Annotated in this window: 6 protein-coding genes and 5 pseudogenes; 7 read left to right on the top strand and 4 right to left on the bottom strand. The window is 64.3% G+C overall.

What is annotated here, in order from left to right; translation table 11 throughout:
- The 4 genes and pseudogenes from Q427_RS07620 to Q427_RS07635 form a co-directional block, all read left to right on the top strand.
- A partial coding sequence (locus Q427_RS07620; RefSeq protein ID WP_043512573.1) for an ABC transporter substrate-binding protein occupies positions 1-499 on the top strand: 499 nt, incomplete at its 5' end.
- Between the two features lie 63 nt (positions 500-562).
- Positions 563-1488: pseudogene (oppB, locus tag Q427_RS07625) on the top strand (oligopeptide ABC transporter permease OppB).
- On the top strand, positions 1478-2374 hold the full coding sequence (locus Q427_RS07630) for an ABC transporter permease subunit (protein ID WP_043512575.1): 897 nt from the start codon (positions 1478-1480) through the stop codon (positions 2372-2374). Before oppB ends, Q427_RS07630 begins: the two are co-directional and overlap by 11 nt.
- 11 nt (positions 2375-2385) lie before the next feature.
- Positions 2386-3998: pseudogene (locus tag Q427_RS07635) on the top strand (ABC transporter ATP-binding protein).
- Positions 3999-4095: 97 nt separating this feature from the next.
- Here the strand turns inward: Q427_RS07635 and Q427_RS07640 are convergent.
- Complete coding sequence (locus Q427_RS07640; protein ID WP_043512576.1) at positions 4096-5427, bottom strand: OmpP1/FadL family transporter; 1332 nt, start codon at positions 5425-5427, stop codon at positions 4096-4098.
- A gap of 285 nt (positions 5428-5712) precedes the next feature.
- Here Q427_RS07640 and Q427_RS07645 point away from each other — a divergent pair, with 285 nt between their 5' ends.
- The 3 genes and pseudogenes from Q427_RS07645 (at position 5713) to Q427_RS33565 (ending at position 9295) form a co-directional block, all read left to right on the top strand.
- Entirely contained in the window at positions 5713-6156 is a 444-nt protein-coding gene (locus Q427_RS07645) for a MerR family transcriptional regulator (protein WP_043512578.1), read from the top strand.
- Positions 6156-8737 (top strand): annotated as a pseudogene (locus tag Q427_RS07650) (heavy metal translocating P-type ATPase). Before Q427_RS07645 ends, Q427_RS07650 begins: the two are co-directional and overlap by 1 nt.
- A 321-nt stretch (positions 8738-9058) precedes the next feature.
- Positions 9059-9295: a VOC family protein gene (locus Q427_RS33565; protein WP_231613519.1), complete on the top strand. Its 237-nt coding sequence runs from the start codon at positions 9059-9061 to the stop codon at positions 9293-9295.
- A gap of 46 nt (positions 9296-9341) precedes the next feature.
- Here Q427_RS33565 and Q427_RS07660 read toward each other — a convergent pair whose 3' ends face one another.
- From Q427_RS07660 to Q427_RS07670, 3 genes and pseudogenes are all read right to left on the bottom strand, one after another.
- Positions 9342-9959 carry a YitT family protein gene (locus tag Q427_RS07660; RefSeq protein WP_043512581.1) on the bottom strand — a complete coding sequence of 206 codons (618 nt, stop codon included), beginning with the start codon at positions 9957-9959 and terminating at the stop codon, positions 9342-9344.
- A 99-nt stretch (positions 9960-10058) separates the two neighbouring features.
- Positions 10059-11893, bottom strand: a pseudogene (locus Q427_RS07665) (single-stranded-DNA-specific exonuclease RecJ).
- Between the two features lie 203 nt (positions 11894-12096).
- Positions 12097-12847: pseudogene (locus Q427_RS07670) on the bottom strand (threonine synthase); the annotation flags it as partial.

Genomic DNA, 12847 nt, shown 5'->3' on the forward strand with positions numbered 1-12847 from the left:
CGAGGCCGGTTACGCGCCGGACAATCCGCTGGAATTGATGCTGCGCTACAATACCAGCGAGGACCATCGCAAGGTTGCCATCGCCATTGGTGCCATGTGGCAGCCGCTGGGGGTCGAAGTCGATCTCTACAACTCGGAAGTTGCCGTGCATTATTCTGACCTTCGCCAGGGCGACTTCGATGTCGGCCGTGCCGGCTGGATCGGTGACTATAACGATGCCCAGAATTTCCTCAGCCTGCTGGAATCCGGGGTAGCCAACAACTACGGCGCCTACAGCAACGCAGAATTCGACGAACTGATGGCACGGGCCGCAGACACCCACGACCTCGACGAACGAGGCGAGATCATGGCCGAAGCCGAGCGACTCGCCCTGTCCGATACTGCCACACTCCCCATCTACTACTACGTTTCGCGCAACCTCGTGAACCCCAAACTACAAGGCTGGGAAAACAACATCGAGGATATCCATCGCTCCCGCTGGGTCTCCTTCGACGACTGAAGACCATCCCCCCTCTGGCCAGTGTAGAGGGCCCCGGCATGCCGGGGCCCAGGGAAACCATCTATGTTGCACTATATCGGCAAGCGCCTGCTCCAGGCGATTCCCACCCTGTTGATCGTCATCACCATCTCCTTCTTCCTGATGCACCTGGCCCCTGGCGGGCCGTTCGACGGCGAGCGTCAGCTTCCCCCCGAGATTGAAGCCAACCTGCTGGCGACCTATAACCTTGACCAACCCATCTGGCGGCAGTACCTGATCTATCTCGGCAACTTGCTGCAGGGCGACTTCGGCCCCTCCTTCCGCTACAAGGATTTCACCGTCACCGAGCTGATCGCCCAGGGGTTTCCAGTCAGCCTGGAGCTGGGTGTCTGGGCCATCGCCCTGGCCCTGCTGCTCGGGCTACCCCTGGGGATCATTGCCGCCCTGCGGCGCAACTCGACCATCGACTACCTGGTCATGAGCGCCGCGCTCGCCGGCATCGCCATACCCAATTTCGTGATCGCACCGATACTTGCACTGATCTTCGGCGTGCTGCTGGCCTGGCTGCCGGTCGGGGGCTGGAACGATGGCCACTGGCGAAACATGATCCTGCCGGTGGTGGCGCTCGCCATTCAGCAGATTGCCTACATCGCTCGCATGATGCGCGCCAGCATGATCGAAGTGTTGGGCAGCCAGCATATCCGGACGGCCCGGGCCAAGGGCCTCTCCGAGCGGGAAGTGATCTGGCGCCACGCCCTGCGGCCCTCGATGCTGCCGGTCGTGTCATACCTCGGCCCGGCGATAGCCGGCATCATCACCGGCTCGGTGGTCATCGAGCAGATCTTCGGCATCCCCGGGATCGGCCGCTACTTCGTCCAGGGCGCCCTGAACCGGGACTACACCCTGGTCATGGGTACCGTGGTGTTCTACGGCGCCTGATCGTATTGCTCAACCTGATCGTCGACCTCCTCTACTCCGCCCTCGACCCGCAGATCCGCTATGACGACTGATACGCTCACTGCATCCCCGTCTCCCGGGGCACAGCCGATTGGCGAGAGCCTGTCTCGCGAAGCCTGGCGCCGCCTCAAGCAGAACCGCGCCGCCATGGTCAGCCTGGTATTGCTGGGGCTGATCACGGTGGCCTGCATCGTCGGCCCCTGGCTGACGCCCTGGGGCCTCAACGAGGTCAACTGGGAGGCTTTCACGGTCCCGCCCAGCCTGACCGATGGCCACCTGGCCGGTACCGATGCCAACGGACGCGACTTGCTGACCCGTACGCTTTATGGCGGACAGATCTCGCTGTCGGTGGCAGTGGTGGCCACCGTCGTGTCGCTGATCATAGGCGTCCTCTACGGGGCCATCGCCGGTTACCTGGGCGGCCGCGCCGACAACCTGATGATGCGCTTCGTCGACATCATGTATTCATTGCCATTCATGTTCCTGGTGATCCTGCTGATGGTCGTCTTCGGCCGAAACATCCTGTTGATCTACGCCGCCATCGGTGCCGTGGAGTGGCTCGACATGTCACGCATCGTGCGTGGCCAGACCCTGGCCCTGAAGCGTCGCGAGTTCATCGAGGCGGCTCACGCCCTGGGCGTCAAGGGCAGCACCATTGTCATGCGCCACCTGGTGCCCAATACGCTGGGGCCGGTGATCGTCTACGTCACCCTGACGGTACCCAAGGTGATCCTGCTGGAGAGCTTTCTCTCCTTCCTTGGCCTTGGTGTCCAGGAACCGATGACCAGCTGGGGCGTATTGATCAGCGAAGGGGTCGACATGATGCAGAGCGCACCCTGGATGTTGCTCGTGCCATCCCTCTTCCTGGCAGCCACCTTGTTCTGCCTGAACTTCCTGGGCGATGGACTGCGTGATGCCCTGGACCCCAAGACCCGCTGAAGGAGCCTGTCATGTCGGAAGTGCTGCTAGAACTCGATCGCCTGCAGGTCGACTTTCAACTGCCCCAAGGCCGGGTGTCGGCGGTCAAGGAGGTCAGCCTGACCGTGAATGCCGGCGAAACCCTGGCCCTGGTCGGTGAGTCGGGGTCCGGCAAGTCAATCTCGGCAACGTCCATCCTGCGCCTGCTCCCTGAACTCGCCGAAGCCCGTGGCGCCATTCACTGGCATGGCCTGCAGGGCCGGGAAAACCTGCTCGAGGTCAGCAACCGGCGCATGCGTGCCATTCGCGGCAACGAGATTTCGATGATCTTCCAGGAACCCATGACCTCGTTGAACCCGCTGCAGCGCATTGGCCGGCAGATCGGTGAAGTGCTCGACAAGCACACCGACCTGCAGGGCAAGGCGGTGCGCGAGCGGGTGATAGCACTGCTCGAGCAAGTCGGCATACCCGACCCCCGGCGACGTGCATTGAGCTACCCCTACGAGCTTTCCGGGGGCCAGCGACAGCGGGTCATGATCGCCATGGCGCTTGCCTGCGAACCCAAGTTGCTGATAGCCGACGAACCCACCACGGCGCTGGACGTGACCGTGCAGGCGCAGATCCTTGGCCTGCTAAAGTCATTGCAGCAGCGCTATGGCATGGCAGTGCTGTTCATCACCCACGACCTGGGCATCGTTCGCCAGATTGCCGACCGCGTCTGTGTCATGCGACACGGGGAAGTGGTGGAAGCCGCCACGACCCAGGACCTGTTTGCTGCACCACGCCATGACTACACCAGGATGCTGATCGACGCGGAGCCCCATGGCCGCAAGCTGCCCGTGCCCACGTCGGCTCCCGTGATGCTGGAGGCGAGCCAGGTCAGCGTTCGCTTTGCGCTCAAGAAACGCCTGTTCCGTGCCAATCAGTACTTCGAGGCGGTTCGAGGCATTGACCTGCGCATACAGCGGGGGCAAACCGTGGGCATCGTCGGTGAGTCCGGCTCCGGCAAGTCGACCCTGGGTCGTGCCTTGCTGAGGCTCCTGGAAAGCTCCGGCAATATTCGTTTCGATGATACCGAGCTGAGCCATCTGGACGGCAAGGCCATGCGACCGCTGCGCTCCCGCATGCAAGTGGTCTTTCAGGACCCCTTCGGCTCACTGTCGCCACGCATGACGGTAGGCGAGATCATCAGCGAGGGGCTGCGCGTCCACCAGCCGGAACTGAGCCGGCGACAGCGTCTCGACCAGGTGACCGCAGTGCTCGAAGAGGTCGCACTCGATCCTTCCATGCACCGCCGCTACCCCCACGAGTTCTCCGGCGGGCAGCGGCAGCGTATCGCCATCGCCCGCGCCTGGTGCTGAAACCCGAATTCCTGCTGCTGGACGAGCCCACCTCGGCGCTGGACCGGTCGGTGCAGGCCACGGTGATCGAACTCTTGCGCGCATTGCAGAGGAGACACGACCTGACCTATCTCTTCATCAGCCATGACCTTGCCGTCGTGCGGGCACTGGCCGATACCGTGCTGGTCATGAAAGAGGGGCGCGTCGTCGAGCAGGGCGAAACCGACGCCCTGTTCCGTGCCCCCAGGGAAGCCTATACCTGCGAACTGATTCGGGCGGCATTTCTCGACCAGAATGCCGCCTGATCCTGCCTAACCGGCAGGCCCCTCCAGAATGCAAAAGACCCGGCCGAAGCCGGGTCGCTTACGAACGTTTGATTTTCAACAAACGTATGACTGCAGTTTAGAAGCGATAGGTCAGCTGAGCGCCGAAGCCATGGGCTTCGTTCTTGTAATCGGCGGAATAAGTAGAAGACACGCCTTCCACTAGCCCCCCGGCGCCTGGATCGAAGACCGAATCCCCTCTTTCTTGGTCAACCCGGGTGCTGCGCTCGGTCAAGTAGGAGTAGGCAAAGTCCAGCGTCAGATTGTCCATGGGCGTCCAACCAGCACCAATGGAGAAAACGCGGCGATCGTCCGACGGAATTCTTGCACTGCGGAACTCATCGCTGGTCGGTGTGAAATCGAGGGTGATACCGGCGCGCAGCGCCAGCTGCGGATTGAGCTGATACTCACCGCCCAGAGCATAGGCCCAGGCGTTGGTGTAGTCCTGCTCTTCCTGAGTGATGACATCACCGCTGGGATCGGTCACCAGAATCTCATCGAAACGATTCCAGCGGGTCCAGGAGGCACCGGCCATCAGCTTCAAACGATCGCTCATCTGTTGAGTCACAGAGAAGTTGATCGTTTCGGGAGTGGTTAGATCCAATTGAGCATCTCGATTCAAGCGCTCAGGGGCAAACGTATCTACAAGTCCGGAAGGGTCCGTTGCGCGGTAATCACCTGTCAGGGTGTAGCTAACCTTGGAGCGATAGGTCAAACCAAAGGTGGTTTCCGGCACTGGCTGGAATATTACACCTAGATTATAACCCCAAGCATCATCATCACCTTCAATACGAGCGTCTATGTCCGCATCGGTATTGTTAGGGCTAAAAGGGTTTGCCACTTGCCTGTGCAACTCCCCATCTACGCGGTTATAGGTGACCCCAGCACCGATGGACCACTGGTCGTTGAAACGATACGAAACCGTCGGCTGGGCACTGATGACACGCAGTTCGGTATAATTGCCCAGGTTGCGGCCAACGAAGCCATCCTCGTACTCGGTCTTTGAGCCGAACGGCGCATAGACACCAAAACCGAAGGCCAGTTGCTCATTGACGGGGTGTGCATAGAAAGCAAAGGGAACCAAGGTCCCCGGCACGATATCACCGTCGGCACTCCCATCTACATGAACCGGCACACCATTGCGCGTTGCGCTGGCATTGTCGATATCCGTACTGACGTTCAGGTAGGTCCCGCCCGCGGTCAATTGGGCGCGGTCGAGGAAAGACATGCCCGCCGGATTGCCGAAGACGATGGTGGCGTCGTTGACGTTGGAGCTGCGCCCGGCGTGGCCGTAGCCCTGGCCACTGACGCTCTGCTCGTTGATCTGGTAACCGCCGGCGTTGGCCTGGCTGGCGAAGGCAGCGGCGGCAACCGCCACGGCCCAGGTAAGCTTGTTGAACTTGTTATGCATGTCTCGACGTCCTCTTCCAGATGCGAGCTGGAGCTGGTTATGAAATGCACCCTCGCCGGAGTGCTTTGCTACTGACACAGTTTTCGCCCAAAGAGGCCCCGGGATCAAGGCCAAACGTTCGTTTTAATGTCATTTTTTCTCATACTTTAGCCTAACTCACCACTCATCCCATGAACTTTCATGGGATTGGGCAACACATCGAGGTGTAGCGAAGCCCCTTGACCTTTGTGTCACCCATAGGTTTTACACTGCCTAAACCATCCCAGATGCCAGAGGAGTGCCTCCATGAAGGTCAGCGAACTGGCCCGGCATGCCGATGTCACGGCCGAGACGGTACGCCACTACACCCGGGAGGGGCTGTTGCACCCCAAGCGCGACCCGGACAACGGCTACCAGCTCTTCGGTCATGCGGACCTGGAGCGGCTTCGCTTCATCCAGCGCGCCCGAACGCTTGGTTTCAGCGTGGCCGAGATCGGCGAGATCCTGGCCCATGCCGACCAGGGCGACTCACCCTGCCCCATGGTCCGCGACCTGATGGCCAGCCGGCTACCGCAGATCCGCGCCCGTATCCTGGAGCTGCAAGCCCTGGCAAGCCGAATGGAACAGGCGCTTGATGCCTGGGCGGAGATGCCCGATGGCACGCCTGACGGCCACAGCCTGTGCCGGCTGATCGAGAGCTTCCCCAAGGCGCCGCACGCCCACTGCTCCCCTGCCGGAGAGGAACGGTAATGACACCCTTCGAACTTGAGCGCAGCGTTGCCGGCATGAACTGCCAGGGCTGCGTGAAGCGCATGCGAGAAGCGATCCAGGCGCTCGACCCCGAGGCCGAGGTCACCGGTTTTCCGGCCGAGAAGCGCCTGGTCGTGAGTTCCACCCTGGATGGCGACCGGCTGGATCACGCCCTGGACGAGGCCGGCTACCCCCCCACGGCCGCCACCTCCAGCGTTGAGGCCGATGCTGCTGTCGAGGCACCGCCAGCCGACCCTGAGCCGCCATCCGATGACGCAGGCGAAGCCCCACGCCCGGAAGGCAGCATGACCCATCGGCTGGCGATTTCGGGCATGACCTGTGCCAGCTGCGTGAAGAGCGTGCAGCAGGCACTGGAACGCACGCCTGGCGTGGCCACGGCATCGGTGAACTTCGGCACCCGCGTGGCCCAGGTGCATGGTCGCGCCGAGGTCGAGGCCCTGGTGCAGGCGGTACGGGCGGCCGGCTACGACGCCGAGCCCATCGTCGACCTGCGCCAGGCCGAAGAAGCCCGCACCGCCAAGGATGCCGAGACCTACCGCCGTCGACTGCGCGGCAGCTTCTGGTCGCTGGCACTGGCCGTGCCGCTCATGGCCAGCATGTTCTTCTATCACCCACACCCCGTCGGCACAGGCAGGCTTTTCTGGCTGGTGGTCGGCCTGCTGACCCTGGCGGTGCTGGTCATCCCCGGGCGCCACTTCTTCGTCAACGCCTGGAAGAACTTCAAGCACCACCAGGCCAACATGGACACCCTGATCGCCATGGGCACGGGCACCGCCTGGCTCTATTCCATGGCGGTGGTGGCCTTCGCTCCCTGGTTGCCGGCGGTGGCCCATGGCATCTATTTCGAGGCCTCGGCAATGATCATCGGCCTGGTGCTGCTGGGCAATGCCCTGGAGCTACGCGCCAGGGGTCGCACCAGCGAAGCGCTCAAGCGACTGCTCGACCTGCAGAGCCGAACGGCACGAGTGCTTCGCGACGGTGACGAGCGCGAGCTGCCTATCGAAGCGGTGCGCCAGGACGACCACATCCGCGTACGCCCCGGTGAGCGCCTGCCGGTAGACGGCGTGGTGACCAGCGGCGCCAGCCATATCGACGAATCGATGCTCACCGGTGAGCCGTTGCCGGTGGCCAAGCGCGAAGGCGACGAGGTCAATGCCGGCACCGTCAACGGCCGTGGCGGCCTGGTCTACCGTGCCACCCGCGTCGGCGCCGACACTCGCCTTGGCCAGATCACCGAGCAGGTGGCCCTGGCGCAGAACTCGCGCCCTCCCATCGGCGAGCTGGCCGACAAGGTATCCAGTGTTTTCGTGCCCACGGTCATGATCATCGCCGTGCTCACCGCGCTGGCCTGGTTCAACGTCGGTGCCGAGCCGCGGATGATCCACATGCTGGTGACCGCCACCACCGTGCTGATCATCGCCTGCCCCTGCGCCCTGGGCCTGGCCACGCCGATTTCCACCATGATCGGCGTGGGCAAGGCCGCCGAGCATGGCGTGCTGGTGCGAAGCGGCGAGGCACTGCAGACGGCCAGCCGGCTCACCACCCTGGTGGTGGACAAGACAGGCACCCTCACCGAGGGCAAGCCCCGCGTGACCGAGGCGCATGTGCTGGACGGCGACGAAATAGAACTCCTGGGCCTGGTGACATCCCTGGAACGCGGCTCCGAGCATCCGCTGGCCGCAGCCCTCCTCGCCTATTCCCAGGAGCGAAGCGAGAAAGTCGAGCCAGCGGAAATCACCGATTTCGACAGCGTCACCGGCGGCGGGGTGAAGGCCGTGGGCCCCAGGGTGAAGCGCTGCTGCTGGGCAATGCGCGACTGCTGCGGGAGGCCGGTATCGAGCTGGCCCCAGGTGACGAGCTGGCCGCAGGACTGGAGCGCAAGGCACGCACCGTGGTCTATCTCGCCGTCGATGGGCGCCTGGCCGCCCTGTTCGGCATCAGCGACCCGCTGCGGGCCGATACCGTGGCAGCGGTGAAGCGGCTTCAGGCGGACGGTCTCAAGGTGGTCATGCTCACCGGCGACAACGAGCACACCGCGGCAGCCATCGCTCGGGAGGTCGGTATCGACGACTTCCGCGCGGGGCTGCTGCCCGAGGACAAGCACGCCGAGATCGAGCGCCTGCAGCAGGCCGGCGAGATCGTCGGCATGGTGGGCGACGGCATCAACGACGCCCCGGCCCTGGCCCGGGCCAATGTAGGCTTCGCCATCGGCCAGGGCACCGATGTCGCCATCGAGAGCGCCGGTATCACCCTGATGCGCAGTTCCCTGCACGGCATCGCCGACGCCATCGAGATCAGTCGCATGACCCTGCGCAATATCAAGCAGAACCTGGTGGGGGCCTTCGGCTACAACACCCTTTGCATACCCATCGCCGCCGGCGTGCTCTACCCCTTCACCGGCATGCTGCTGTCGCCGATGATTGCCGGGGCGGCCATGTCGCTGTCGTCGATCACCGTGGTCAGTAATGCCAACCGGCTGCGCCTGCTCCGTACCCGGGGCGACGTCAACGCCGGGCGTCGTGGCGCACCTGCCGCTGAATCGAAGGAGGCACTGTCATGAACTGGATCGTCAACCTGGCGGGACTGGCCCTGATCGCCGCCATCGTCTGGTGGTTCTGGTGGCGCCGCTGAGCCTGGCCCGCCGGTATGCCGAAGGGCAGCTGCTACGCTGAAAGAATATAGCCGCAGGAGAGAACGCCATGCCCAGACTCAACGGCGTACTCGAGACCGCGCTTTACGTTGACGACATGGATCGAGCACGGGTCTTTTTCGAAGGCGTGATGGGCCTTGAGCCTTCAACGCCGACCATCGCTTCACCGCCTACGATGCCGGCGCCGGATCGGTACTGCTGCTGTTCCTTCAGGGGGAGACGCTGGAAACCGTGGTATTGCCCAACGACATGGGCACCATCCCGCCCCATGACGGCAAGGGCCGAGTGCATCTCGCCTTCGCCATCGCCGAACGGGAACTGGCCGCCTGGGAGCGCCAGTTGGACGACCACGGCGTGGCCATCGAGGGCCGCACCCACTGGCCCAAGGGAGGCGAAAGCCTCTACTTTCGCGACCCGGACGGGCACCTGATCGAGCTGGCCACTCCGGGCGTCTGGCCCAACTACTGAACAGCCAGGCTCACGCTACTATGAAGCCGGTGAGCGCAGCCACTTTTCAGCTCACGCCCATATAGCGGCCGGGCTTGTGATTCAGGGCAATGATCAGGTTGAGCGCCACCGCCCCCAGCACCGAAAGGCCGACCCGGTCGGCCGGCAGCACCAGCAGGGCGCCAAGCATGATCAAACCGTCGATGCCAAGCTGCACGTAGCCGGCACGCAGGCCATAGCGCGCCTGCAGGTAGAGGGCCAGGATGTTGATGCCACCGAGGCTGGTGCGGTGGCGAAACAGCACCAGCATGCCGATACCGATCAGGCTACCCCCCATCAGCGAGGCATAGAGCGGGTTGAGGCTATCGAAGGTGACCCACTTGCCGGTGAGTTCCGAGAACAGCGAGACGAGGGCGATGGCGACGAAGGTGCGCAGGGTGAAGGACCAGCCCATGCGTTTCACGGCCAGGTAGTAGAACGGCAGGTTGATCAGGAAGAACCATACCCCGAAGCGCCAGCCGGTGGCGTACTGCAGCAGGAAGGCCATGCCGGCGGTACTGCCGGTCAGCAGCAGCGCCTGGGTATAGAAGGCCACTCCCAGCGCCACGAACAGCGTGCCCACCAGCATGGCCATCACGTCCTCGTAGGGGCGATGGGGGTCGGTCGATAGATCTTGTGGATCCATTCACGAATTCCTTGGTGATGAGTGCGGCAGGGGCCGGATTCTAGCGAGAATGGTCATCGGTTTCATTGACCTCGCTCACCGGACCGGGAATCGCGCCTGTCAGCCATCCAATGGCTCGGCGTATTCCACCATCAGCTGCAGCGACTCTCGCCCCTTCCAGCGGTTGCGGCTGAGCCGATAGGCGCAGCGAAGCCGCCCCCCCAGGCCGAAGGCCGGCAGTTCGCCGGGGGTCAAGGCGCGAAACCAGATCGCCCGCAGGCTCGCCGCCCCCGCCGAGAGTGTCATCATGAGGTGGCTGCCGTCGGCACCCACTGGCCTGAGCGCTTCCACCAGGAAGTCGCCCTCGAACAGTGGCGCATCGAACTCCCGTCCGAAGGGCCCCAGCCTCTCCAGTTCGTCCAGCGTCGCCAGGTCGAACTGGGCCGGCAGCAGCTCACCGTCGGTGAGCACGTGGGGAAAGAGCTCGATCGTGCCCAGCTGTTCGCCCACCGCCTGCAGGAAAGCCGTGCGAAAGGTATCGAACCGGTCCACCGGCACGCCGACCCCCGCCGCGCCACGATGCCCGCCGAAGCGCGGCAGTGTCTCGGGGGCCAGCTCGAAGGTACGCTGCAGGGCATCACGCAGGTGCAACGCCTCGATGGAGCGGCCCGAGCCGGTGAGCATGCCGGGTGCCGCCGCGGGGGTCATCACCAGAGCGGGCCGGCCATAGGCCTGTACCAGCCGCGAGGCGACGATGCCCTGCACCCCGGGATGACCGCCTTCCAGAAACACCACGATGGCCGGCTGGTCGGCGGAGAGCTGCGGCAACGCCAGCAGCCGCGCCTGCTCGGTCATGTCCGCCTCGATGGCCTTGCGCGACTGGTTGTCCCGATCCAGCGTGTCCAGGTGGCGGGTCGCCGTGCCGTCATCGGCGGCAAGCATGAAGTGCAGTGCCGCGTAGGGGTCGTCGAGGCGCGAACGGGCGTTGATCCTTGGCCCCATCTGGAAGGCCAGGGTCTCGGCGGTGAAGGGTGTGCTGTCCTCCCCCAGCCGGGCCGCCATGGCACGCCAGCAAGCCGCCTCCATGCGGTTGATCAGCGTCAGTCCATGACTGACCACCGCGCGATTGGCGGGGCTCGCCCCCAGGGAGACACAGTCCGCCACGGTGCCCAGCGCCACGTAGGAGAGCCAGGGCGATAGCTTTGGCGTGGCGGCAGGCAGCGCACCCCACTCGATCAGCACCTGGCGTGCCAGGGACATCACCAGCCAGGCCACCATGCAGCCGGCAATGGTGGTATCGGGATAGTCGCAATCGGCTCGCGTCGGGTTGACGACGGCATGGGCCGACGACGGCGGCCCCTCCACCGGAAGGGCATGATGGTCGCTGACCACCACGTCGATGCCGGCCGCCTTGAGCCGGGCGATGCGCGGCTCGTCGGAGCTGCCGCAGTCGGCGGTGATCACCAGGCTCGGCCGCGGTTTCAGCGACAGCGTGCGCTCCACCAGCGGCAGGCTGATCCCGTAGCCATCAAAGATCCGGTGGCCGATCAGGCTGTGTAGACGCGCCTCGGGCACACCGAACAGCTCGACCAGGGTGCGCCGGATCACCACGTGGGAGGTAATCCCGTCGACGTCGTAGTCGGTGAGGATGCCGATGTGCTCACCATCCACCACGGCCTGGGCGATGCGCTCGGCGGCGCGGCGCCGTCGGCGAGGCGCTCCGGGTGCTCGAGGTAGCGCAGGCTGGGCTGGGTCAGCGGCGCCAGCTCACCCTCGTAATTTGCCAGGCGTCCGGCCAGCACACGGGCCTGCAGCTCGGTCAGCCCCTCGGCCTGGGCGCGGGCATAGAGCGCTTTGTTGCGCGGGCGCGGCAGCAGCCGCGGCTTGAGTCGGGCGTGCAGGTCGATGGGGTCGGTCACGGCGTCCAAGCCTGACTCCTCTGGTTTTTTATCCATTGGTACACGGCGATGGGACGACGTGCCGAGCGAAGGGCGCCGGGGACAGATCGGAGAGGAGGCGCTGTAGCACCGCTCGAGGCTGATCCGGCGACAGGTCTGTTCGGGGGCGCTGTAAATACCTCCCTGTACGCTACTTTTTCCTTCCCTGGAAAAAGACCCCCTCCAGACCTGTCCCCGGCGCCTCTCGCTACCTCTCGCTACTAGCGTCGATTTTCGGCCACGAACCGCTGCACCTGTTCCAGCTCCGCAGGCAGTACCGTGTAGCGCTCCTCGCGCTCCAGCAGATCGTCCATGTGCGGCGGCAGCGGCACGCCGGGGAAGCCGGCCTTGACCACCGCCTCGGCGAACTTGGCCGGATGGGCCGTGGCCAGGGTGATCATCGGCGTAGCGGCATCGACCCGGGCYYGCTCGGCGGCGCGGTAACCGGTCGCCGTGTGCGGGTCGAGGACCTCCTTGGTGCGGTGATGCGCTTCGCGGATCACCTCGAGGATGGTGGCATCGTCGACGCTGTGGCTGGCAAACAGCTTGCGCAGCCTGGCCAGCGGCGCATCGGCCAGCGCCGTGGGTTCGGACTGGAAGCGCTCGAGCAGGCCCCGCACGGCATCGCCGTCACGCTCGTAGGCTTCGAACAGCAGCCGTTCGAAGTTGGACGACACCACGATATCCATGGAGGGTGCCAGGGTCGCGACCAGCTCCTGCTTGGAGAAGTCGTTTGCGGACAGCGTGCGGTGCAGGATGTCGTTGGCGTTGGTGGCGATGATGAACTGCTTGACCGGCAGGCCCATGCGATAGGCCATGTAGCCGGCGAAGACGTTGCCGAAGTTGGCCGACGGCACGCAGAAGCTCACCTGGCGATGCGGCGCGCCCAGTGCCACACCAGCCGCCACGTAGTAGACGATCTGGGCCATGATGCGCGCCCAGTTGATCGAGTTCACAGCCACCAATCGGGTG

It is taken from the genome of Halomonas sp. BC04, assembly GCF_000568385.1.